General features: G+C 71.8%; 21 protein-coding genes and 5 tRNA genes. 8 read left to right on the top strand and 18 right to left on the bottom strand.

Going from position 1 to position 22,435, the window contains the following annotated elements:
• Positions 1–104: 104 nt before the first annotated feature.
• Genes thiD through OG294_RS26630 form a run of 3 tightly spaced genes read right to left on the bottom strand, consistent with a single transcriptional unit; the run spans position 105 to position 2,991 of the window.
• Positions 105–917, bottom strand: coding sequence for a bifunctional hydroxymethylpyrimidine kinase/phosphomethylpyrimidine kinase (thiD, locus tag OG294_RS26640; RefSeq protein WP_327069070.1), 813 nt, complete (start codon positions 915–917; stop codon positions 105–107).
• Between the two features lie 32 nt (positions 918–949).
• Positions 950–1,975: an ATP-dependent 6-phosphofructokinase gene (locus tag OG294_RS26635; RefSeq protein ID WP_327069069.1), complete on the bottom strand. Its 1,026-nt coding sequence runs from the start codon at positions 1,973–1,975 to the stop codon at positions 950–952.
• A 47-nt stretch (positions 1,976–2,022) separates the two neighbouring features.
• A complete protein-coding gene (locus OG294_RS26630; RefSeq protein ID WP_327069068.1) occupies positions 2,023–2,991 on the bottom strand; it encodes a thiamine-phosphate kinase in 969 nt (322 codons plus the stop codon).
• A gap of 245 nt (positions 2,992–3,236) precedes the next feature.
• Here OG294_RS26630 and OG294_RS26625 point away from each other — a divergent pair, with 245 nt between their 5' ends.
• Positions 3,237–3,470, top strand: coding sequence for an Lrp/AsnC family transcriptional regulator (locus OG294_RS26625; RefSeq protein ID WP_327069067.1), 234 nt, complete (start codon positions 3,237–3,239; stop codon positions 3,468–3,470).
• Between the two features lie 68 nt (positions 3,471–3,538).
• On the opposite strand, the gene OG294_RS26620 is transcribed toward OG294_RS26625, so the two are convergent.
• The 3 genes from OG294_RS26620 to OG294_RS26610 are packed head-to-tail and all read right to left on the bottom strand — an operon-like array spanning position 3,539 to position 6,610.
• Positions 3,539–4,681 carry a D-alanine--D-alanine ligase family protein gene (locus OG294_RS26620; protein WP_327069066.1) on the bottom strand — a complete coding sequence of 381 codons (1,143 nt, stop codon included), beginning with the start codon at positions 4,679–4,681 and terminating at the stop codon, positions 3,539–3,541.
• Between the two features lie 40 nt (positions 4,682–4,721).
• A complete protein-coding gene (locus OG294_RS26615) occupies positions 4,722–5,723 on the bottom strand; it encodes an NAD(P)H-dependent glycerol-3-phosphate dehydrogenase (protein ID WP_327069065.1) in 1,002 nt (333 codons plus the stop codon).
• Positions 5,720–6,610, bottom strand: a complete 891-nt coding sequence (locus OG294_RS26610; protein WP_327069064.1) for a lysophospholipid acyltransferase family protein — start codon at positions 6,608–6,610, stop codon at positions 5,720–5,722. The genes OG294_RS26615 and OG294_RS26610 overlap by 4 nt, the downstream gene beginning before the upstream one ends.
• Positions 6,611–6,842: 232 nt before the next feature.
• Here OG294_RS26610 and cofC point away from each other — a divergent pair, with 232 nt between their 5' ends.
• Together cofC and OG294_RS26600 are read left to right on the top strand one after the other, a co-directional pair.
• Positions 6,843–7,589, top strand: coding sequence for a 2-phospho-L-lactate guanylyltransferase (gene cofC / locus OG294_RS26605; protein ID WP_327069063.1), 747 nt, complete (start codon positions 6,843–6,845; stop codon positions 7,587–7,589).
• Between the two features lie 40 nt (positions 7,590–7,629).
• Complete coding sequence (locus OG294_RS26600) at positions 7,630–7,860, top strand: hypothetical protein (protein WP_327069062.1); 231 nt, start codon at positions 7,630–7,632, stop codon at positions 7,858–7,860.
• Positions 7,861–8,023: 163 nt separating this feature from the next.
• Here the strand turns inward: OG294_RS26600 and OG294_RS26595 are convergent, their stop codons facing one another.
• The 4 genes from OG294_RS26595 to leuC form a co-directional block, all read right to left on the bottom strand.
• Entirely contained in the window at positions 8,024–8,695 is a 672-nt protein-coding gene (locus OG294_RS26595) for an HU family DNA-binding protein (protein WP_327069061.1), read from the bottom strand.
• Positions 8,696–8,828: 133 nt separating this feature from the next.
• Entirely contained in the window at positions 8,829–9,176 is a 348-nt protein-coding gene (locus OG294_RS41185; protein WP_442789222.1) for a hypothetical protein, read from the bottom strand.
• A gap of 191 nt (positions 9,177–9,367) precedes the next feature.
• Positions 9,368–9,964, bottom strand: coding sequence for a 3-isopropylmalate dehydratase small subunit (leuD, locus tag OG294_RS26585; RefSeq protein ID WP_327069060.1), 597 nt, complete (start codon positions 9,962–9,964; stop codon positions 9,368–9,370).
• Between the two features lie 6 nt (positions 9,965–9,970).
• Positions 9,971–11,422, bottom strand: coding sequence for a 3-isopropylmalate dehydratase large subunit (gene leuC, locus OG294_RS26580; protein WP_327069059.1), 1,452 nt, complete (start codon positions 11,420–11,422; stop codon positions 9,971–9,973).
• A 150-nt stretch (positions 11,423–11,572) separates the two neighbouring features.
• Here leuC and OG294_RS26575 point away from each other — a divergent pair, with 150 nt between their 5' ends.
• Positions 11,573–12,286 (top strand): IclR family transcriptional regulator, encoded by a 714-nt coding sequence (locus tag OG294_RS26575; RefSeq protein ID WP_035845980.1) that lies wholly within the window; start codon positions 11,573–11,575, stop codon positions 12,284–12,286.
• A gap of 169 nt (positions 12,287–12,455) precedes the next feature.
• Here the strand turns inward: OG294_RS26575 and OG294_RS26570 are convergent.
• The 8 genes from OG294_RS26570 to OG294_RS26535 all read right to left on the bottom strand — a co-directional run bounded on the left by OG294_RS26570 (position 12,456) and on the right by OG294_RS26535 (position 15,909).
• A tRNA-Gln gene (locus tag OG294_RS26570) sits at positions 12,456–12,530 on the bottom strand.
• 46 nt (positions 12,531–12,576) lie between these two features.
• Positions 12,577–12,649 (bottom strand) — tRNA-Glu (locus OG294_RS26565).
• 81 nt (positions 12,650–12,730) lie between these two features.
• A tRNA-Glu gene (locus tag OG294_RS26560) sits at positions 12,731–12,806 on the bottom strand.
• Between the two features lie 28 nt (positions 12,807–12,834).
• Positions 12,835–12,907, bottom strand: a tRNA-Glu gene (locus OG294_RS26555).
• A 31-nt stretch (positions 12,908–12,938) separates the two neighbouring features.
• Positions 12,939–13,010, bottom strand: a tRNA-Gln gene (locus OG294_RS26550).
• Positions 13,011–13,224: 214 nt separating this feature from the next.
• The gene (gene gltX / locus OG294_RS26545; protein ID WP_327069058.1) at positions 13,225–14,736 is read right to left on the bottom strand and encodes a glutamate--tRNA ligase; all 1,512 of its coding nucleotides are present in this window, start codon (positions 14,734–14,736) and stop codon (positions 13,225–13,227) included.
• Between the two features lie 12 nt (positions 14,737–14,748).
• Positions 14,749–15,549: a fumarylacetoacetate hydrolase family protein gene (locus OG294_RS26540; RefSeq protein WP_327069057.1), complete on the bottom strand. Its 801-nt coding sequence runs from the start codon at positions 15,547–15,549 to the stop codon at positions 14,749–14,751.
• A gap of 114 nt (positions 15,550–15,663) precedes the next feature.
• The gene (locus OG294_RS26535; protein ID WP_327069056.1) at positions 15,664–15,909 is read right to left on the bottom strand and encodes a hypothetical protein; all 246 of its coding nucleotides are present in this window, start codon (positions 15,907–15,909) and stop codon (positions 15,664–15,666) included.
• A gap of 697 nt (positions 15,910–16,606) precedes the next feature.
• Between OG294_RS26535 and OG294_RS26530 the strand changes: the two genes are divergently transcribed.
• From OG294_RS26530 to OG294_RS26515, 4 genes are all read left to right on the top strand, one after another.
• Positions 16,607–20,503, top strand: coding sequence for a nitrate- and nitrite sensing domain-containing protein (locus OG294_RS26530; RefSeq protein ID WP_327069055.1), 3,897 nt, complete (start codon positions 16,607–16,609; stop codon positions 20,501–20,503).
• A gap of 10 nt (positions 20,504–20,513) precedes the next feature.
• Positions 20,514–20,927, top strand: a complete 414-nt coding sequence (locus tag OG294_RS26525; RefSeq protein ID WP_327071680.1) for a roadblock/LC7 domain-containing protein — start codon at positions 20,514–20,516, stop codon at positions 20,925–20,927.
• Between the two features lie 100 nt (positions 20,928–21,027).
• Positions 21,028–21,453: a DUF742 domain-containing protein gene (locus tag OG294_RS26520; RefSeq protein WP_327069054.1), complete on the top strand. Its 426-nt coding sequence runs from the start codon at positions 21,028–21,030 to the stop codon at positions 21,451–21,453.
• Positions 21,434–22,018: a GTP-binding protein gene (locus OG294_RS26515; RefSeq protein WP_184935419.1), complete on the top strand. Its 585-nt coding sequence runs from the start codon at positions 21,434–21,436 to the stop codon at positions 22,016–22,018. The genes OG294_RS26520 and OG294_RS26515 overlap by 20 nt, the downstream gene beginning before the upstream one ends.
• Positions 22,019–22,435: the final 417 nt, after the last annotated feature.

Genomic DNA, 22,435 nt, shown 5'->3' with positions numbered 1-22,435 from the left:
CGCCGGTCCTCCGGGCAGGCCGATCCATCCTCGGATGGATCGGCCTGTCTGCTTTTCTGCATCACCCCGTAGGGGGCCCGGCCGCGGCCGGGCCCCCTACGCGTTCAGCCGCGCCACCGCCAGCCGTGGTCCACCGGTCCGATGCCGGCGCCGAGCGCGAAGCCGGCCCGGATCGCGCCGGTGATGTACTCCTTGGCCGCCCCGACCGCCTCCGGCAGCTCGCGGCCCTTGGCCAGCTCGGCGGCGATCGCGCTGGCCAGCGTGCAGCCGGTGCCGTGGGTGTGCCGGTTGTCGTGGCGCGGGGCCCGGAACCAGTACTCCTCGCCGTCCCGGCTGGCCAGCAGGTCGGCCGCCGCACCGCTCAGGTGTCCGCCCTTGACCAGCACCCAGCGCGGGCCGAGCTCCAGCAGCGCATCGGCGGCCGGACGCATCTCGCCCTCCTCCAGCACCGTGATGCCGGTGAGCTGGGCCACCTCGTGCAGGTTGGGGGTGGCCAGCGTGGCCAGCGGCAGCAGCCGCTCGCGCAGCGTGGCCACCGCCTCGGCGGCGAGCAGCGCGTCGCCGTGCTTGGAGACCCCCACCGGGTCGATCACGATCGGCGCGTCGAGGCCGGTGAGCAGCTCGGCGACGGTCTCGACCAGCTCGATCGAGGCCAGCATGCCGGTCTTCACGGCCTGCACCCCGATGTCGTCCACCACGCTGCGGAACTGCGCCCGCACGGCCTCGGCGGGCAGCTCCCAGTAGCCCTGGACGCCGAGCGAGTTCTGTGCGGTGACGGCGGTGAGCACGCTCATCCCGTGCACGCCCAGCGCCAGCATGGTCTTCAGGTCGGCCTGGATGCCGGCACCGCCGCCGGAGTCGGAGCCGGCGATGGTCAGGACGCGCGGGGGTGCCGCGGCGGGTGCTTCTTCGGACATGGGCCCAACCTACCCGGCCGGGCCGGGGGCGCTCAGAGCACCGCTTCCGATTCCGCCCAGCGGTCCGCGGGCACCGTCTTCAGCCGGGTGACCGCCTCGCCCACCGGGACCAGCCGGATGTCGTTGCCGCGCAGCGCGGTGAAGTGGCCGAAGGCGCCCTGGTGGACGGCCTCCACCGCGTGCCAGCCGAACCGGGTGGCGAGCACCCGGTCGCGGGCGGTGGGGGTGCCGCCGCGCTGGGTGTGCCCCAGGATCACCGGGCGGGCCTCCTTGCCGAGCAGGTCCTCCAGCTCGTGGGCGAGCCGGGTGCCGATGCCGCCGAAGGTCTGGTGGCCGAACTGGTCGACCGTGCCGTGGTCGAAGGGGAAGGTCCCGGGCATCGGCTTGGCGCCCTCGGCCACCGCGATGATGGCGAACTTCTTGCCGCGCGCGAAGCGCTCCTCGATCATCCGGGCCAGCGCCTCGATGTCGAAGGGCTTCTCCGGGATCAGGATGCCGTGCGCGCCGCCGGCCATGCCCGCGGTCAACGTGATCCAGCCAGTGTGGCGGCCCATCAGCTCGACCACCATGACCCGCTGGTGCGACTCGGCGGTGGTCTTCAACCGGTCGATCGCCTCGGTGGCCACGTGCACGGCGGTGTCGAAGCCGAAGGTGACGTCGGTGGCGTCGATGTCGTTGTCGATGGTCTTGGGCACCCCGACCACCGGGAGTCCGGCGTCGCTGAACATCTTGGCGGCGGTCAGCGTGCCCTCGCCGCCGATCGCGATCAGGGCGTCGATGCCGAGGTTGGCGGCGAGCGTGCGCGCGTTCTCGACGGCCCAGGCGATCCGCTCGCGCCGCACCCGGGCCGAGCCGAGCACGGTGCCGCCCAGGGTGAGCAGGCCGGTGACGTCGTCGTGGCCGACCACCCGGGCCCGGCCCTCGATCAGACCGAGGAACCCGTCCTCGATGCCGAGGATCTCGTCGCCGTGCACATCGAGACCGCGGTGCACCACCGAGCGGATCACCGCGTTGAGCCCGGGACAGTCGCCACCGCTGGTCAGCACACCGATACGCATGGTGGGCAGCCTACGCGGTGGCCGGTGCCCGATCGGGCGGCCGACACTCATTCGGCCGAGAAGTGGTCCCAGCCCGCCGTGCGCTCCCAGGGCGCGCCGTCCACGGTGACCCGGCCGCGCCCCTGGCCCCGGGCGGGGCCGGTGACGGTGCCGACCACCCGCCAGCGGGCGGGCAGCTGGACGCCGGGCGGGAAGGTCGCCACGATCGCGTGGTCCTCGCCCCCGGAGAGCACCCAGACCAGCGGGTCCACGCCGACCGCCTGCCCGATGTCGGCCATCTGCGCCGGCACGTCGAAGTCGGCGGCGCGCAGGTCGATGTCCACCCCACTGGCCGTGGCGACATGGCCGAGGTCGGCGACCAGGCCGTCGCTCACGTCGATCATCGAGGTGGCGCCCAGCTCGGCGGCGGCCGGGCCCGCGTGGTACGGCGGCTCGGGACGGCGGTGCGCCTCGACGAAGGCGCGCGGCGAGCGGAAGCCGCGGGAGAGCACGGTCAGGCCGGCCGCCGACCAGCCGAGCCAGCCGGTCACGGCCACCACGTCACCCGGTTGGGCGCCCGAACGGCGCACCGGATCCCGGCCCTGCAGGTCGCCGAGGGCGGTGATGGCCAGCGTGATGGTCTCGCCGCGCACCACGTCGCCGCCGACCACCCCGGCGCCGGCCACCTGGCACTCGTCGCGCAGACCGTCCATCAGTTCGGTGGCCCAGGTGGTCGGGAGGTCGGCGGGTACCACCAGGCCCAGCAGTATCGCGGTGGGCACCGCACCCATCGCGGCGACGTCGGCGAGGTTCTGGGCGGCCGACTTGCGGCCCACGTCGTAGGCGGTGGACCAGTCGCGGCGGAAGTGGCGGCCCTCGATCAGCACGTCGGTGGTGGCGACCACCCGCTTGTCCGGTGCCTGGACCACGGCCGCGTCATCCCCGGGGCCCAGCTCCACCGCAGAGGTGAGCGGCAGCCGGGCGGTGAGCTCCCGGATGAGGCCGAACTCGCCGAGCTCGCCCACGGTCCCCTGCATGTGCCGTCCTCTCCCGAAGCCCGAATCCCGGACCAGCCGGGAGGGCGCGGTGCGCGCCCCGCGCGAAGCGTACGCCCACGGCCCGGTCCCGGGTCTCCCCTCCCGGGCCCGGTGCGCGGTAGCGTGGTGATCCAGTCTTTTGCGGCGCGCCCGCCCCACCACCCGATCTCCGCGCGGGTCGCGCCCCCTTACCCGTGGCCGCCAGTGTCGTCGCGCCACCACCCCGAGCCGCCGGGAGGTCCTCCGTGGTACAGGCATACATCCTGATCCAGACCGAAGTAGGCAAGGCCACCGCCGTGGCCGAGGCCATCTCCAAGATCGAGGGAGTCATCCAGGCCGAGGACGTCACCGGCCCCTATGACGTGATCGTGCGGGCCGAGGCCACCACGGTGGACGACCTGGGCAGGCTGGTGGTCGCGCAGATCCAGCAGGTCGACGGCATCACCCGAACGCTGACCTGTCCGGTGGTGCATCTGTAGTCCGGCCCGCCGGACCGCAAAGCCGGTGCCGCCCCCACCCAGGTGGGGGCGGCACCGGCTTCTTCGGCTCAGCGCAGCCCGGTGGAGCGGCGCAGCGCGCCCTGCAGCAGGCGGTCGATCAGCTCGGGGTAGGACACCCCGGTGGCCTCCCACATCTTGGGGAAGGCCGAGATGGGGGTGAAGCCGGGCATGGTGTTGATCTCGTTGACCACCCAGCGGCCGTCGTCGAGCAGGAAGAAGTCCACCCGGGCGAGACCCTCGCAGCTGAGCGCGTCGAAGGCGGTGACGGCCTGCGCGCGGATCGCGGCGGTCTCCTGCTCGGTCAGCTGGGCCGGGATCCGCACCTCGGAGGAGTCGATGTACTTGGCCTCGAAGTCGTAGAACTCGAAGCCCTCGCCGACCAGCACCTCGGCCGGCAGGCTGGCCCGCGGACCGTCCTCGAACTCCAGCACCGCGCACTCGAGCTCGCGGCCGTTGAGCATCGCCTCGACGATCACCTTCGGGTCGTGCCGACGGGCCTCCTCGATCGCCGCGTCCAGCTCGGCCGCGTCCTTGACCTTGGTGATCCCGATGCTGGAACCGGCCCGGCAGGGCTTGACGAAGACCGGCAGGCCCAGCGCCGCGATCCGCTCACGGGCGGCGGCACGGCCCGCCTCGCTCTCCCAGTCGCGCGGGCGCACCACGGTGTAGGGGCCCACGCCGAGGCCGAAGGACTCGAGCACCCGCTTGGTGTACTCCTTGTCCATGCCGACCGAGCTGGCCAGCACGCCGGAGCCGACGTAGGGCACACCGGAGAGCTCCAGCAGCCCCTGCAGCGTGCCGTCCTCGCCCCACGGGCCGTGCAGCAGCGGCAGCACCACGTCGACCTCGCCGAGCGCCTTGGGCGCGCTGCCCGGCTCGCTCCACACCACCTCGCGCGAGACGGGGCTGGCCGGCAGCGCGAGCTGGCCCTCGGTGGACTCGGCGATCTGCTCGACGTCGGGCATCCGCCCGTCGCTGATCGCCATCCGGGCCGGCTCGTCGGCGACCAGCGCCCAGCGGCCCTCCTGGGTGATGCCGATCGGCAGCACCTCGTACCGGCTCCGGTCGATCGCCCGGAGCACGCTGGCGGCCGTGACCACCGAGACGCCGTGCTCGGATGAGCGGCCGCCGAAGACGATCGCGACGCGCGGCTTCGCCGCCTGGTTCGGGGAGGTCGATTCGATGCTCATATCGAGGGTGAGACTACCTTGCGAGTTCCGTGGTTCCCGGTCAGCGGCGCTCGGGGCCCGCGGAGCGTCCCATCAGGTCCTTGAGCACCTGCTGGGTGGGGCGCCCGTTGTGCACCACCTCGACCACGGCCGCGACGATCGGCATGTCGACGCCGTTGCGCCGGGCCAGGTCGAGCACCGACTCGCAGGACTTGACGCCCTCGGCGGTCTGCTTGGTGGCGGCGATCACCTGTTCCAGGGTCATCCCCTTGCCGAGGTTGAACCCGAAGGTGTGGTTGCGGGAGAGCGGCGAGGAGCAGGTGGCCACCAGGTCGCCCATGCCGGCCAGGCCCGCGAAGGTGTGCGGGTCGGCGCCCAGCCGCTCGCCGAGCCGGGTGATCTCGGCCAGACCGCGGGTCATCAGGGTGGCCTTGGTGTTGTCGCCCAGGCCCATCCCGTCGGCCATCCCGACCGCCAAGCCGATCACGTTCTTCACCGCGCCGCCCAGCTCGCAGCCGATCACGTCGGTGTTGGTGTACGGGCGGAAGTACGGTGTGTGGCAGGCCTGCTGGAGCCGCTTGGCGACCGCCTCGTCGGCGCAGGCGACCACGCTGGCGGCCGGCTGGCGCTTGGCGATCTCCGGTGCCAGGTTGGGCCCGGAGACCACGGCGACCCGCTCCGGACCGACCCCGGCGACCTCGCGGATCACCTCGGTCATCCGCTTGGCGGTGCCCAGTTCGATGCCCTTCATCAGGCTCACCAGGACGGTGTCCGGGCCGATCAGCGGCTTCCAGGCGGCCAGGTTCTCGCGCAGCGTCTGGGACGGCACGGCGAGCACCGCGAAGTCGGCCCCGGCCAGCGCGGCGGCGGCGTCGGTGGTCGGCACGACCGCCTCGGGCAGCACGATGCCGGGCAGGTACTCGGGGTTGGTGCGGGTGGCCGCGATGGTGTCGACCAGCTCCTTGCGGCGGCCCCAGAGCGCGACCTCACAGCCGGCGTCGGCCAGGATCATCGCGAAGGGGGTGCCCCAGGAACCGGTGCCGAAGACGGCGCAGCGGGTCATCGCTCGCTCCCGTTCTGCTCGTCGGTGCGGGTTTCGTTGTCGGTGGCGGCCCCGGCGCTCTGCTGCCCGGCCGCGCTCCGCCCGGCCGCCGAGTGCTGGGCGCGGGCCTCGCCGGCCCGGGCCGCACGGCGGTCGCGGGCGTCCTTGCGCAGGTCGAAGCGCTCGGCGGGCGGCCGCTCGCCGCGGATCTGGGCGAGCACCTCGGTGATCGCGTCCATGATGTCCTCGGTGGCCTCGCGCAGCACCTGACTGGTCAGCTCCTTGCCCTGGTAGCGGCTCAGGTCGACCGGCGGACCGGCCGCCACCACCACCTTCTTGCGCGGGAACAGGCTCACCTTGGCCGACCGCCCGCCCAGGCCCTTGCCGTACGGCGGGACGATCTCGTGCGCGCCCCAGTGCGCCACCGGGATCACCGGCGCGCCGGTCATCAGCGCCACCCGGGCCGCCCCGCTCTTGCCGGTCATCGGCCACAGCTCCGGATCGCGGGTGATGGTGCCCTCCGGATAGAACTGCACCACCTGGCCGCTGTTGACCGCGTCGATCGCGGCACGGAAGGCCATCGCGGCGTCCGTGGAGTCGCGGTAGACCGGGATCTGACCGGTCTTGCGGAGCATGAAACCGATGAACGGCACCTTGAAGAGGGAGGACTTGCCCAGGATCCGCGGCGGCCGGCCGCTGTTGTACTGCCAGTGCGCGTAGACCACCGGGTCGATCACCGAGTTGTGGTTCACCACCGCCAGGTAGCCGCCCTCCTTGGGCAGGTTCTCCCAGCCACGCCAGTCGGGCTTCACCAGAGCGGTCGTCACCGGCTTCACCAGGACCGCGGCGAAGCGGTACCAGATTCCGTAGTCGGCGTTGCCGAAACTGGCGTACGAGCGGCGGGCCACCCCAGGTCCTCCATCGTGTCGCGCGGCACAAGGGGTGCCGCGACCGTCGTCCATCGCATGATCACATCCGGGCGCCCCGGCCCAGCGGACCGGCAAACCCTGGTCATCCTCGCCCTGCTGACCGGCCGTGTCGAGCAGGGCCGGGCGCGGGTCGGCACCGAGTGACCAATCGCACGCCGGCGCCGGGAGGCGCTCTGGCGGAGCCTGACGGACCGAAGCGAGAATGACATCGATGACCGAGCACACCGTACGCCCCATCCGGCCCGCGCAGCTCCGGACCGCACAGGTCCCGCCCGCGCCGCTCGCACCGGCGCAGCCGGCCCGCGCGCGAGCGGGACGATCGGCCGCGTGGAGCCTGGTGCTGCCGCTGAAGCCGCTGGCGCTGGCCAAGAGCCGGCTCGACCCGTACGCCGGAGCGCACCGGGCCGACCTCGCGCTGGCGTTCGCCCTGGACACCGTGACGGCCGCGCTGAACTGCCCGGCGGTGGCGCAGGTTCTGGTGGTCTCGCGGGACCCGGTGGCCGGTCCGCGGCTGGCGGGCCTCGGCGCGGTCCTGGTCACCGACGAGCCCACCGGGCACCCGGGCGAGGGCCTCAATCCCGCACTGGCGCACGGCGCGGCGCACGCGCGGCGGCTGCGGCCCGACGCGCCCCTGGCGGCGCTCTCCGCGGACCTGCCCGCGCTGCGGCCGGCCGAACTGGCCCGCGTGCTGGGCGCGGTACCGGCCGGGGCGCGCGCCTTCCTGGCGGACGCCCCCGGGCAGGGCACCACGCTACTGGCCTGTGCGGCCGGCCGGCAGTTGGAGCCGGCCTTCGGTGGCGCCTCCCGGCAGCGGCACGCGCTCGGAGGCGCGCTCGAACTCGCGCTGCCCGACGTGCCGTCGGTGCGCCGGGACGTGGACACCGGGGCCGACCTGGCCGAGGCGCTGCTGCTCGGAGTCGGGCCGCACACCCGGCGGGTGGCGGCGGCGCTGGTCTAGGGCTGGGGCGGGCCGCGCTCCCCCGCTCTATGCTGCTGGTATGCAGGCCACCGCGTACACCTTCGACCCCGCCACCCGGGCCGGCTCCGTGCTGCTCGACGACGGCACCCCGATCCCGTTCGACGCGGCAGCGTTCGAGGCGGGCGGACTGCTGCTGCTGCGCCCCGGGCAGCGGGTGCGGATCCGGCTGGCCGGCAGCGGCGACCAGCGCAGGGCGGTCTTCGTGACCCTGCAGACCTTCCCCGACCCCGAGGCACCCGAGCAGAGCTGACGGCTGTTCAGCCGACAGTGCTCGGCGCCCCCGGCCGGTCACGGAAACCGGACGCAGAAAGCCGCGGCGGCCCGCCCTCATGGCAGAGGGCGGGCCGCCGCGGCCTTGCTCGGTCCTGACGGACCACCAGAAGTCCCAGTTTCCTGGACCCGACCGGACGCGATTACTTCGCGGCGGTCTTGCGGGCCGTGGTCTTGCGGGTGGCGGTCTTCTTCGCCGGGGCGGTCTTCTTCGCCGCGGCCGTCTTGGCAGCGGTCGTCGCCTTCTTCGCGGTGGTGGTCTTCTTCGCCGCGGCCGTCTTGGCGACGGTCGTCTTGGCGACAGTCGTCGCCTTCTTCGCCGGGGTGGTCTTCTTCGCCGCGGCCGTCTTGGCGGCAGTCGTCGCCTTCTTCGCGGTGGTGGTCTTCTTCGCCGCGGTCTTCTTGACAGGGGCGGCCTCGGCAGCGGCAGCGGCGCGCTTGGTGGCAGCGCGCTTGACCGCGGCAGTGGTGCCGCTCTTGCCCGGGGTCAGCGAGCCCTTGGGGGCCTTCTTGACCGAGGGACCGTCCTTCGGCAGCTTCTTGCTGCCGCTGACCAGGTCCTTGAAGCCCTGGCCCGGGCGGAAGCGCGGGACCGAGGTCTTCTTGACCTTGACCCGCTCGCCGGTCTGCGGGTTACGGGCGAAACGCGCGGAGCGCTCCACCTTTTCGAAGGTGCCGAAACCGGTGACCGACACACGGTCACCGGCCACAACGGCACGCACCATGGTGTCGAGCACTGCGTCGACGGCCTCTGCGGCAGCCTTGCGACCACCCAGCTGCTCGGCCACCGCTTCGACAAGCTGAGCCTTGTTCACGTCTTCCCCTTCAGAAACGGGCGCCGGATGATTCCATCCGTTCAATTCGCACGTTAGGCATCTATTTGCGGACTTTCAATTACCAAACGCGCGAATCACCCTAGTGTCGCAATGGATTTGCGCGTCTGCGACCTCAGCCGAGGGGTGGCTGCCCCTCGTCGAGGTCCTGCACAAAGCGACTCAACCGCCGTGCCGCCTCCGGGAGATCGCGCTTGGCGGTCTCGGTGACGATCAACAGTTGCCGGGTGAGAGCGGTCTTTGCTTCCTCCGACGCATGCAGCGCGTGCACACGTGTGTGAGCCTGCTTCAACCGCTCTGCCACTAGCGCGTAGAGCGCCGCGACTTCCGGGTCGTCCGGTCCCTCATCGGCTGAGGTCTCGACGTCCGGCCGATCGTCAATTCGACTCTCGGCTTCCCGGTCCCCGAACTCCGACGACGCGGGTTCGCCGCCCGCGTACGGAGGTTCGTGGTGCCGGTGCATGCCTTGATTGTGCCATCCGTTCGGAGTTGCGACGCGTCGGCCCCGTCTTCATCCAAATCCGGGGCCGGTATCTTGCCACATCTCACGCGGTGTCAGGACCTAACTCCCCCCCGCAACGGACCGATGGCCCGTCCCCCGGGAAGGGGGCGGGCCATCGGCGGTGCTGCGGGTTTGTCGACCTTTGCCGCTCCTCAGGAGACCGGCAGGGTGCGCGGCTTGAAGTTCGGCCGGCGCTGCTCGAAGGCGGTGATGTCATCAGCGTTCCCCAGGGTGATGCTGATGTCGTCCAGCCCGTTGAGCAGCCGCCAGCGGGCGTTCTCATCCAGTTCGAACGGGGCGGTGACGCCTTCGGCGCGCACCTCGCGGGCCTCGAGGTCGACGGTGATCTCGGCCTTCGGATCGGCCTCGGTCAGCGCCCAGAGCCGCTCCACCGTCTCCTGCGGCAACACCACCGTGAGCAGCCCGTTCTTCAGCGAGTTCCCGCGGAAGATATCGGCGAAACGGGAGGAGATCACGGCCTGGAAGCCGTAGTTCTGCAAGGCCCAGACAGCGTGCTCGCGCGATGATCCGGTGCCGAACTCGGGACCGGCCACCAGGACGGTCGCACCACTGCGCTCGGGCTGGTTGAGGATGAAAGAGTCGTCCTTGCGCCAGGCCTCGAAGAGTCCGTCCTCGAAACCCGAGCGGGTGACCTTCTTGAGCCAATGGGCGGGGATGATCTGGTCGGTGTCGACGTTGCTGCGGCGCAGCGGAACGGCCCGGCCGGTGTGGGTGGTGAACTTCTCCATCGCGCTTCAGACCTCCAGGGCGACGGTGCCCGCAGCACGGGTTCCGGCGGAACGGTTGGCAGTGAGATCGGACGGTGCGGCCAGTCGGCCCAGCACCGCGGTGGCGGCGGCCACCTGAGGCGACACCAGGTGGGTGCGGCCGCCCTTGCCCTGGCGGCCCTCGAAGTTGCGGTTCGAGGTCGAGGCGCAGCGCTCGCCCGGCGCCAGCTGGTCGGGGTTCATGCCCAGGCACATCGAGCAGCCCGCGTGCCGCCATTCGGCCCCCGCGGCGGTGAAGACCTTGTCCAGGCCCTCCTCGACGGCCTGCAGCGCGACCCGGACCGAACCGGGCACCACCAGCATCCGCACGCCCTCGGCGACCCGGCGGCCCTCCAGGACGGCGGCGGCGGCCCGCAGGTCCTCGATCCGGCCGTTGGTGCAGGAGCCGACGAAGACCGCGTCGACCGCGACCTCGCGCAGCGGGGTGCCGGCGGTCAGGCCCATGTAGGCCAGCGCGTTCTCGGCGGCGGCCCGCTCCTGCGGGTCCTCGAAGGAGGCCGGGTCCGGCACCGAGGCGCCCAGCGGCGCGCCCTGGCCGGGGTTGGTGCCCCAGGTGACGAACGGGGTCAGCTCGCTCGCGTCGATGAACACCTCGGCGTCGAAGACCGCGTCCTCGTCGGTGGCCAGCGTGCGCCAGTAGGCGACCGCGGCCTCCCAGTCGGCGCCCTCGGGGGCGTGCGGACGGCCCTGCAGGTAGTCGAACGTGGTGTCGTCCGGGGCGATCATGCCGGCCCGGGCGCCCGCCTCGATGGACATGTTGCAGATGGTCATCCGGGCTTCCATGGACAGCCCGCGGATCGCCGAACCGCGGTACTCCAGGACGTAGCCCTGGCCGCCGCCGGTACCGATCCTGGTGATGATCGCCAGGATCAGGTCCTTGGCGGTCACGCCCTCGGGCAGCTCGCCCTCGACGGTGATCGCCATGGTCCGGAACGGCGCCAGCGGCAGGGTCTGGGTGGCCAGCACGTGCTCGACCTGGCTGGTGCCGATACCGAACGCCAGCGCACCGAAGGCGCCGTGGGTGGAGGTGTGAGAGTCGCCACAGACCACGGTCATGCCGGGCTGGGTCAGCCCCAGCTGCGGTCCCACCACGTGGACGACGCCCTGCTCCACGTCGCCCAGCGAGTGGATCCGGACGCCGAACTCGGCCGCGTTGCGGCGCAGCGTCTCCAACTGCACCTTGGAAACCGGGTCCGCGATGGGCTTGTCGATGTCCACCGTGGGGGTGTTGTGGTCCTCGGTGGCGATCGTCAGATCGGTGCGGCGCACCGGGCGGCCGGCCAGCCGCAGGCCGTCGAAGGCCTGCGGGCTGGTCACCTCGTGGAGCAGGTGGAGATCGATGTAGAGCAGGTCGGGCTCGCCCTCCGCGCGCCGCACCACGTGGTCGTTCCAGACCTTCTCAGCGAGTGTCCGTCCCATCGGTTTCCCTCCAGCCGGCCGCTCTGCCGGCCTGATCGTGTCGTTGGGGTGCCCGTTCCCGGGGATGTCACCCGGGCTGCTCCTCCAGGGTGGCGCGTTTCTCCGAAGATTGAACTTGCGTCTCGCGGAATGAGACTGCAGTATCGGCGTATGGACAACACTAGCGGCGTCGGCGTTCTCGACAAGGCCGCTCTGGTGCTCAGTGCACTGGAGTCGGGCCCCGCCACGTTGGCGGGGCTGGTCGCCGCCACCGGCCTGGCGCGGCCCACCGCCCACCGACTCGCCGTCGCACTCGAACACCACCGCCTGGTCACCAGGGACATGCAGGGCCGGTTCATCCTCGGCCCCCGACTTGCCGAACTCTCCGCCGCGGCGGGCGAGGACCGGCTGCTCGCCACCGCGGGCCCGGTCCTGACCCACCTGCGCGACGTCACCGGCGAGAGCGCACAGCTCTACCGCCGGCAGGGCGAGATGCGGATCTGCGTCGCCGCCGCCGAGCGGCTCTCCGGCCTGCGGGACACCGTCCCGGTCGGCAGCACCCTGCCGATGAAGGCCGGCTCGGCCGCCCAGGTCCTGCTCGCCTGGGAGGAGCCCGAGCGGCTGCACCGCGGCCTGCAGGGCGCGCGCTTCACCGCGACCGCCCTCAGCGGCGTGCGGCGCCGCGGCTGGGCCCAGTCGATCGGCGAGCGGGAGCCCGGGGTGGCCTCCGTCTCCGCGCCGGTCCGCGGGCCCTCCAACCGCGTGGTGGCCGCCGTCTCGGTCTCCGGCCCCATCGAGCGCCTGACCCGGCACCCGGGGCGGCTGCACGCGCAGGCCATCATCGAGGCCGCCAACCGGCTCACCGACGCCCTGCGCCGGGGCTGAGCGGCCCCCGCGCCACGGGACGGCACCGGAAGGGGCCGCGCACCAGGATCTGGTGCGCGGCCCCTTCTGCCGTCCGGACCCGGGGTGTTCCGTCCGGGGCGTGAGTTCCGTCCCGGAGCAGCCTGCCCCGAAAACGCAAAAAACCCCCGGATTCACCGGGGGAATTCAGTGGCTGGGATACCAGGACTCGAACCTAGACTAAATGAACCAGAATCACTCGTGCTGCCAATTACACCATATCCCAACAGCAATCAAGCCGATGGTTTTAGACCATCGGCCGAACTGCTGAGTACCCCCGACCGGATTCGAACCGGCGCTACTGCCGTGAGAGGGCAGCGTGCTAGGCCGCTACACAACGGGGGCAAACTGGCGATCCAGCTTCGCCGCCTCCGGGGTCCGACTCGATCGAATCGGCCTCATCCGGATGGTGACTGATGAAGGATCTGGTACCCCCGACCGGATTCGAACCGGCGCTACTGCCGTGAGAGGGCAGCGTGCTAGGCCGCTACACAACGGGGGCTCCTGCTATGCATATGTTCTGCATTGCGTACCCCCGACCGGATTCGAACCGGCGCTACTGCCGTGAGAGGGCAGCGTGCTAGGCCGCTACACAACGGGGGCTTGCTGGACTGACGATACTGCGGGTACTGCGCTGGGGTACCAGGACTCGAACCTAGACTAAATGAACCAGAATCACTCGTGCTGCCAATTACACCATACCCCACCAGAACTCAACCCCTGTACGGGGGTCTTGCTCGATGCTTGCGCCGGTACCGATCGGTGTGGATCCCGGTGAGGCTTCTGGTCCCTCGCCGTTGCCCTCCCGGGCGGCGCAGAAAGAACATTACCCGACGCGTGGCCCCGCTCCAAAATCGATAACCGCAGGCCGGGCGTCGGGCCTGGTCACGGCGGCTCGCCCGACCAGGCCCGACAGCGCGTCAGGCCTCCGGCAGGGCGTCCAGCGCCGCCGCGAGGCGGCGCAGCGTCTCCGGGCGGCCCAGCAGCTCCATCGACTCGAAGAGCGGCGGGGAGATCCGCCGGCCCGTGACGGCCACCCGCAGCGGCGTGAAGGCGAACTTGGGCTTGATGCCCAGCCCCTCCACCAGCGCCTCGCGCAGCGCGGCCTGGATCGGCTCGGGGCTGAAGTCCGCCAGCTCCTCGATCGCCTTGATGCTGGCGGCCAGCACCGGGCCGGCTTCGGCGGTCAGCGCCTTGGCCGCGTCGTCGGCGTTGACCGCGAAGGCCTCGGGGGCGACGAAGAGGAAGCCGAGCATGTCGACCACCTCGGAGAGCACGACCATCCGCTCCTGGGTCAGCGGCGCGGCCTTGGCCAGCAGCTCCAGCTGGGCCGCGGTCGGCTCGGCCGGCAGCAGGCCGGGGCCCTGCAGGTACGGGACCAGCCGGGCCGCGAAGTCCTCGGGGCTGAGCATCCGCAGGTGGTCGGCGTTGATCGACTCGCACTTCTTCAGGTCGAAGCGGGCCGGGTTGGCGTTCACCTTGCTGATGTCGAAGGCCTCGACCAGCTCCGCCATGGAGAACCGGTCCCGGTCCTCGGCCAGCGACCAGCCCAGCAGCGCCAGGTAGTTGAGCAGGCCCTCGGGCAGGAAGCCGCGCTCGCGGTAGAGGTTGAGGCTGGCCTGCGGGTCGCGCTTGGAGAGCTTCTTGTTGCCCTCGCCCATCACGTACGGCAGGTGGCCGAAGTGCGGGGTGCCGCCGTTGCCCACGCCGATCTCCGCCAGCGCCGCGTAGAGGGCGATCTGACGGGGCGTGGAGGAGAGCAGGTCCTCGCCGCGCAGCACGTGGGTGATGCCCATCAGGGCGTCGTCCACCGGGTTCACCAGGGTGTAGAGCGGGGCGCCGTTGGCCCGCACGATGCCGTAGTCCGGCACGTCCTTGGGCTCGAAGCTGAGGCTGCCGCGGACCAGGTCCTCGAAGACGATGGTCTCGTCGGGCATCTTGAAGCGCAGGATCGGCTGCCGGCCCTCGGCCCGGTAGATCGCCTTCTGCTCCTCGGTCAGCGTGCGGCACAGGCCGTCGTAACCCGAGGGCAGGCCGGCCGCGCGGGCCGCCTCGCGGCGCGCGTCCAGCTCCTCGGTGCTGCAGAAGCACTCGTAGGCGTGCCCGGCCTCGTGCAGCCGGCGGGCGACATCGGCGTAGATGTCCATCCGCTGGGACTGCCGGTAGGGCGCGTGCGGGCCGCCGATCTCGGGGCCCTCGTCCCAGTCGAAACCGAGCCAGCGCATCGCGTCGAGCAGCTGGTTGTAGGAGTCCTCGGAGTCCCGGGCCGCGTCGGTGTCCTCGATCCGGAAGACCAGCGTGCCGCCGTGGTGGCGGGCGAAGGCCCAGTTGAAGAGGGCGGTGCGGACCAGGCCGACGTGCGGGTTGCCGGTCGGGGAGGGACAGAAGCGGACCCGGACGGTGGGGTCGAGGTCCGGGGTGGAGTTAGCCACGCGTACGGCCTTTCAAGCGCGGGAGATGACCTTGTTGGCGAGAGTTCCGATGCCCTCGATGGTGACGGCGACCTCGTCGCCGACCTGCAGCGGGCCGACGCCCGCGGGAGTACCGGTGAGGATGACGTCGCCCGGAAGCAGCGTCATCGCCTCGGAGATGTGCGCGATCAGTTCGGCGACGCCGCGGATCATCTGCGAGGTGCGACCGCTCTGGCGCGGTTCGCCGTTGACCGTGCAGCTGACGGCCAGATCGGCCGGGTCGAGCTCGGTCTCGATCCACGGACCGAGCGGACAGCTGGTGTCGAAGCCCTTGGCCCTGGCCCACTGCCCTTCGCGCTGCTGGACGTCACGCGCGGTCACGTCGTTGGCGCAGGTGTAGCCGAAGATCACCTCGGACGCCCGGTCCAGCGGCACCTCGCGGCACATCCGGCCGATCACCACGGCCAGTTCGGCCTCGTGCTGGACGTCCTCGGAGAACGGCGGGTAGGCGATCGACTCGGTGGGGCCGATCACCGCCGTGGAGGGCTTGAAGAAGGTGAGCGGGACCTCGGGGACCTGGTGGCCCAGCTCCGCGGCGTGCGCGGCGTAGTTCCGGCCGACCGCGACGATCTTGCTGGGCAGCATCGGGGTGAGCAGCCTGACCTGGCCGATCCGATAGCTCTCACCGGTCAGTTGCGGAGTGCCGAAGGGGTGACCGGCCATGGCGTGCACCGTCAGCGACTCCGGCTGGGAGGCGTCCCCCTCGACCACACCGAAGGACACACTGCCGGCGGCAGCGCCTCCTTCTCGGACAGAGAACCTGGCAATTCGCACGGCTGGGCAACCTCTCAGCGCTGGATCGACGAGTGCTCCAGGCTATCGCCCGGTCAATCGCCGAGGGCGCCGCCACCAGCGGTGACGGCGCCCTCGGGACGGAATGCGCGCAGCTCAGCCCTGCTGCTGCTCGGGCACCTTCATCAGGATGGTGCGGCGCGGGTTGGCGGTGCTGGTCGGCAGGTCGGCCGAGTACTCGAGCGGCTCGCGGCTGGTGCGGGCGCCGGGCAGCTGGCTGAAGTCCTCCAGCGAGGCCAGGGTGGTCCGGCGCGGGTTGGCGGTCGCGCGGGAGCCGATGGTCGACTTGCTGACCGCCTTGCTGAGCGGCTTGCTGACCGACACGGCCGGCGTCTGGGACATCGCTTCTGCACCTTCGATTCGGGGGAAGTACCGGTGGTCCGCTGCAACCGGTCGCCTGGGGCACCGGTGGGACTCAGCAGCCAGCGTAGGGATCTCATTCCACAGACGCCGTGACCAAAGCTACACATTGACCTGTGAGTTTGCTCACAATTTCCCGGCCAACGCGCGCATATTGGATATTTCACCCAAGAAGTAAATTCCGACAATCCAGAAGTACCCGGCATACCGGGAAGCCGTCCGAGCGGCGAGTTTCGGACGATGAGCCGTCAACTGTCCGAAAACTGCCGTATTCGCGACCTGCACCGCACCGTCTGTGAGACCGCGCACGCACTCGGTAGCGCCCCTGCAGTCGCCACCCCGCCCCTTGTTGGAGTTCCCGCGCTGTGCTGGAATGCCACGAACCGCCGGAGGTAAACCTCCTTGGCACCGCGAGCGCCGCGAAGCGCGATCCAACCGACCGTCACCGGCCGAACGCAGTGCAGAGGAGCTACCCACGGCGGCTCGTGTGCATGCCCGGATCAGCCGGGTCTGCCGAAATCGAAACTCGCCACCGCCCTGTCCTCGGTAACGCGGAGGGGCGCCCGGTCCAGAGGTTGCGACGCCAGTGCAGGGACGTTTCAAAAGGGGTAGCGGCGCCGCAGGCCAGGCGGAGTCGGCGGAGCCCCTGGCTGCCCCCCACCAGTCGGAGCCGGACGCCGTGCCGGGCGACCGGCTCACCAGCGGCGCCCCGGAGGCTGCCGACGACCACCTCGACGAGGGCGGCGAGGGCCGTGAGAGCGGGCGCGCCAGACTGCGCGGCTCGCTGAACCGTCGCCGGTCCACCGGCTTCAGCCGGCTCCGGCTGCGCAACTGGCGAATCCGCACCCGACTGATCGCGCTGCTGCTGCTCCCCGTGGTGGTCGCGCTGGTCCTCGGCGGCCTGCGCATCTCGAGCTCGACGGCCAGCTCCAAGCAGCTCGCCCAGATGACCAACCTCAGCGACCTGGCGGTCAAGGCCACCGCGCTGGCCGACGCGCTGCAGCAGGAGCGCGACGTCAGCGCCGGTCCGCTGACCACGAACCCGAACCAGCAGTACGACGTGGTCAACAACGCGCGGGCGGCCACCGACGTGGCGACCAAGGCGTACAACGCGCGTGCCGACAGCTTCGACGGCATGGACCTGTCGGGTGGTGACTCGCTGCTCCTGCAGGTCCGCAAGGACATGCAGCTGCTGCCCACCACCCGCACCTCGGCCTACAGCCAGAAGGACAACATCGAGGCGACGGTCACCAGTTACGACACGATCATCAAGGACCTCGTGTCGATCAGCCAGGACATCGCGCTCGCCTCCTCCAACCCCGACCTGGTCAAGGCCACCCGTGCGCTGGAGCAGTTCTCCACCGAGAAGGAGACCAGCTCCGAGCAGCGCGCGCTGATCGCCGCCGCGCTGGCCCGCCCGGGCGGCGCCGACATGTCCACCTCGGACCAGAGCTTCGGCTTCCGTCTGAACACCGCGTTCGACAACGCCGTCTCCAACTTCAACGCGATCTACGGCAACGTCGCCGCGCTGAAGCTGCGCGCCCGCCAGACCAACAACACCAACATCCAGCTGGCCGACCGGTACGCCACCCAGGTGCTCGCCACCAACGGCATCAAGCAGGCCGACCCGCGCACCTACCAGGACTGGTACGACCAGGCCAGCGTCCGGATCGACGCCGACACCGCGATCGAGCAGCGACTGCTCGAGGAGCTCAAGTCCAAGGCGCAGTCGCTGCAGGCGCAGGCCGACAACGACGTGATCCTCAACAGCGTCGTGGTCGCGCTGGTGCTGCTGATCTCCGTGATCGGTGCCGCGCTGGTGGCCCGCTCGATGGTGCGCTCGCTGACCAGGCTGCAGACCGCCGCCGAGGACGTCGCCGAGCGGCGACTGCCCGAGCTGGTCAAGACGCTCTCCGAGACCGACCCGCACGACGTGGACGTGACCGTGGAACCGGTCGGCGTCGACTCCTCCGACGAGATCGGCCACGTGGCCCACGCGTTCGACATGGTGCACAGCGAGGCGGTCCGCCTGGCCGCCGAGCAGGCGCTGCTCCGAGGCAACATCAACTCGATGTTCACCAACCTCTCGCGCCGCAGCCAGGGCCTGATCCAGCGCCAGCTGTCGCTGATCTCCGAGCTGGAGAGCCGCGAGGCCGACCCCGACCAGCTGGCCAGCCTCTTCAAGCTCGACCACCTGGCCACCCGCATGCGCCGCAACGGCGAAAACCTGCTGGTCCTCGCCGGTGAGGACCCGGGCCGCCGGTGGACCCGACCGGTGCCGCTGGTCGACGTGCTGCGCGCCGCCGCCTCCGAGGTGGAGCAGTACGAGCGCATCGAACTCGCCACCGTGCCGTCCGCCGAGGTGGCCGGCCGTGTGGTCAACGACCTCGTCCACCTGCTCGCCGAGCTGCTGGAGAACGCCACCTCGTTCTCCAGCCCGCAGACCAGGGTCCGGGTCACCGGCCACGCGCTGCCGGACGGCCGGGTGCTGATCGAGATCCACGACACCGGCATCGGCCTGTCCCCCGACGACCTGGCCGAGATCAACGAGCGACTGGCCAACCCGCCGACGGTGGACGTCTCGGTCTCCCGCCGCATGGGCCTGTTCGTGGTCGGTCGCCTCTCGCTGCGTCACGGCATCCGGATCCAGCTGCGTCCCAGCGACTCCGGTGGCACCACCGCGCTGGTCATGCTCCCGACCGACGTCACCAACTCGGCCGACCGGCGCGGCGCGCGCCCCGGCCCCGCGCAGCCGAGCAAGGCCCCGCGCACGGCCGCACCGACGCCGCGCCAGCACCGCACGCTGCCCGGCAACCCGACCCCCGCGCTCGGCCAGGGTGCCGGCCCGGGCGCTGCGCCCGGCGGCCGTCCGCAGCTCGGCCAGGGTCCGCAGGGCCCGCAGACTCCGCAGCAGGGCCAGCAGCCCGCGCCGACCGCCCAGGGCGCACCGGCCGCACCGGCGGCCCAGAGCAGCCCGAGCAGCGGCCTGCCGACCCGGGCGCGTGGCGAGTCGCTGCGCCAGAACCGGCCCGGCAGCCCGCCGCAGCAGGGTGGCCGCCGGGCCGGCGGTGCTCCGGCCGGCGCAGCGCCCGCCGGAGCACCGGCCGCCGGAGCACCCGCCGGTGGTCCCGGCCTGCCGCGCCGCGGTGCCCCCGCGGCGCCGCAGGGCGCCCGGACCGGTGAGCAGCCGCAGCACGGCCGCGCCGCCGGCCCGAACACCCGCACGGATGTCGGCCCCGCCGGACGCCCCGGCGGCCTGCCGCAGCGTCAGCCCGGTCAGACGACCCAGGGCCTGCCGCCGGCCGGCGGCCAGGCACAGCGCCCTGCGCGCACCGGCCAGCAGCCGCCCGCGGGTCGCCCGCAGGGCCCGCAGGTCGGCCGTCCCGCGGGCCGGCCGGCCGAGCGCCCGCAGGCGCCGGGCGGCGACCCGCAGGGTCCGCCCACCGTGCAGCAGCCGGCGCTCGGCCGTCCCGGCCCGCAGCCCGCTCCCCAGCACGCCCCGCAGGGCACCGGCCCGGGCGGCAACACGCCCCCGCCGGCCCCGGTGGAGAGCACCGTGCCGTTCTCCCGGCCGCGTTTCGAGGCCAGCGAGATCGACCCGCGCGACCCGCTGGGCCTGGGTCTGGTCGAGCCGGTGCTGCCGAGTGTGGCCAACCCGCGGCCGGCCGGCGAGCAGCGCCCGCAGCAGCCCGGCGGCTACCAGGGCATGCCCCCGCAGGCTCCGCAGCAGCAGGCCCAGCCGCCCGCGCCGTACCAGGGCGCGCCGCAGCAGCCGCAGCAGCCGATGGCCCTGCCGCCGCGCCGCTCGCCCGAGCACGGCACCGCCGTCGGTGACGGCCAGGGTGCTCCCGGGCAGGCCGGGGACGGCTCCGGCTTCCGCAACGGCGGCGCCAGCCGGATGGCCTCGGTGCAGGTCAACCAGCAGCAGGCCGAGGAGGCGGCGCAGCAGCAGGGCCGCTCTCGCGGCTACCAGCCGCAGCGCCCCGGCACCAGCGCCCCCGGCTTCGACCAGCAGCAGGGCCTGGGCCAGCAGGGCCTGGGCGAGCAGGCCCACCGGCCGATGCCGGAGCAGGGTCAGGGTCAGGGCGGCCAGCAGCCGTTCGGCGGTCCGGGCGAGGCGCCGTGGCGTCCGTCGGCCAACGACGAGCGCTGGCGCCGCGCCGAGCAGGTCCGCGAGCCGTCCTCGGACGGGGTCACGCTCTCCGGTCTGCCCCGGCGCACGCCGCAGGCGAACCTGGTGGCGGGGACCGCCGAGGCCGCTCCGCTGACCGGTCCTCAGGTGTCCCGGGCCCCCGAGGAGGTGCGCGGCCGGTTGACCAACCTGCGCCGCGGCATCCAGCAGGGCCGCCGGGCGGGCGCGGAGTCCACCCAGGCCGTGCCGGTCCAGGGCCAGGGTCAGCCGGGCCAGGGCCCCGCCGGCCAGGGAATTGCCCAGCCCGGGCAGCAGTTCGACGGTTTGGGGCGCCCCGCCGGTGCCGACGATTGGCAGAACGGCTACCGTTCTGCCGCGCCGGACGCCTTCGGCGGCGGCGGTCGCGGCAGCAACGGCTTCGGCACGGATAACCAGGAGCGTTGAGTTGAGTCAGATGAGTCAGGCTGCCAGCAACCTGAACTGGCTGATCACCAGTTTCGTGGACAACACCCCCGGGGTGTCGCACACGGTGGTGGTCTCCGCCGACGGGCTCCTGCTCGCCATGTCCGAGGGCTTCCCGCGTGACCGCGCCGACCAGCTCGCCGCCGTCGCCTCCGGCCTCACCTCGCTGACCTCCGGCGCCAGCCGGATCTTCGAGGGCGGCGACGTCAACCAGACCGTCGTGGAGATGGAGCGCGGCTTCCTCTTCCTGATGGCCATCAGCGACGGCTCCTCGCTCGCCGTCCTCGCCTCCCCCGACTCCGACATCGGCCTCGTCGGCTACGAGATGGCCCTGCTCGTCGACCGGGCCGGCGCCGTCCTCACCCCCGCCCTGCGAGCCGAACTCCAGGGCAGCCTCCTGCACTGACAGGGACTCACGTCACCCTCCGTCGGGCCCGGCACACCGCCGGGCCCGGCGACCTACCCACAGCTGACGCAGAATCAGCCGCAGCGCAAGGAGGATCCGCATGACCCCGCCCCCGACACCGGCCGGCTCGTACGGCAACGGGTACGGCTCCGGCTACGGCGACCAGAACAACGGCGGCTACGAGCAGCAGCCGCTGGTGCGCCCGTACGCCATGACCGGTGGCCGTACCCGGCCGCGTTACCAGCTGGCCATCGAGGCCCTGATCTCCACCACCGGCAACGCGGCCCGCACCACCGGCCTGCTGCCCGAGCACCAGCGGATCGTCCAGCTGTGCCAGGAGGTCAAGTCGGTGGCCGAGATCTCGGCCCTGGCCCAGGTGCCGCTCGGGGTGGCCCGGATCCTCGTGGCCGACCTCGCCGAAGCCGGCCTGGTCGCCATCCACCAGCCCGCCGCCGCCGGCGAGTCGGGCGGCACGCCGGACGTCACGCTGCTCGAAAGGGTCCTCAGTGGACTTCGCAAGCTCTAGCCCCGCGGCCGCCACCCGCGCCACCACCTCCGCGAAGATCGTCGTGGCGGGCGGCTTCGGTGTCGGCAAGACCACCCTCGTCGGCGCCGTCTCCGAGATCAACCCGCTGCGCACCGAAGCCGTCATGACCAGCGCCTCCGCCGGCATCGACGACATCAGCAAGGTCTCCGGAAAGACCACCACCACGGTGGCCATGGACTTCGGCCGCATCACCCTCGACGAAGACCTCATCCTCTACCTCTTCGGCACCCCCGGCCAGGACCGCTTCTGGTTCATGTGGGACGACCTCGTCCGCGGCGCCATCGGCGCCGTCGTCCTCGTCGACACCCGCCGCCTCGCCGACTGCTTCCCCGCCCTCGACTACTTCGAGAACAGCGGACTGCCCTTCGTCGTCGCCCTCAACGGCTTCGACGGACACCAGGCCCACACCCCCGACGAAGTCCGCGAAGCACTCCAGCTCGGCCCCGACACCCCGATCATCGCCCTCGACGCCCGCCGCCGCGACAGCGCCAAGAGCGCCCTGATCACCCTCGTCGAACACGCCCTGCTCGCCAGACTCCGCTGACCGAAGGATCGGGGACCTCGCGGGGTCCCCGATCCGTCCTGCGCGTTACGGGTTCTGTGCATCGCATAACGGTTCGGTAGGCATTTCGGACGTTTCGGTGACAACCCGTAGTCGTTCGGGTGCGCTCGGCTTACGGCACCCGAGGGTTTGGGGGAGCCTGTGGCCGAATGTCCTATATGTGCTCCGAGGCGCGACTCAGCTGAGCTGTTTGTCCCGTTCTCCCGCACGTGCTGAAATTCCAGCTACCCCCGAAGTGACCCAGATAGCAGTTCCACCCAGCAGCGGGCTGCGGCCAGGGGTAGCCGCTGGATTGATCCATGGCCGCCGAGCGGCCGAGAGGTTGTTGTCGAGTGAGGCGTAAGCAGCCAGTCACGCCGCAGAAGGGCTCCGAGCCCCGCGAGACGGACCGCAGCGGCC

The organism is Kitasatospora sp. NBC_01302 (assembly GCF_035976515.1).
Taxonomy (GTDB): domain Bacteria; phylum Actinomycetota; class Actinomycetes; order Streptomycetales; family Streptomycetaceae; genus Kitasatospora.
Note: the sequence above shows the minus strand (reverse complement) of the source record. Positions and strands in the feature narration are given on the sequence as shown.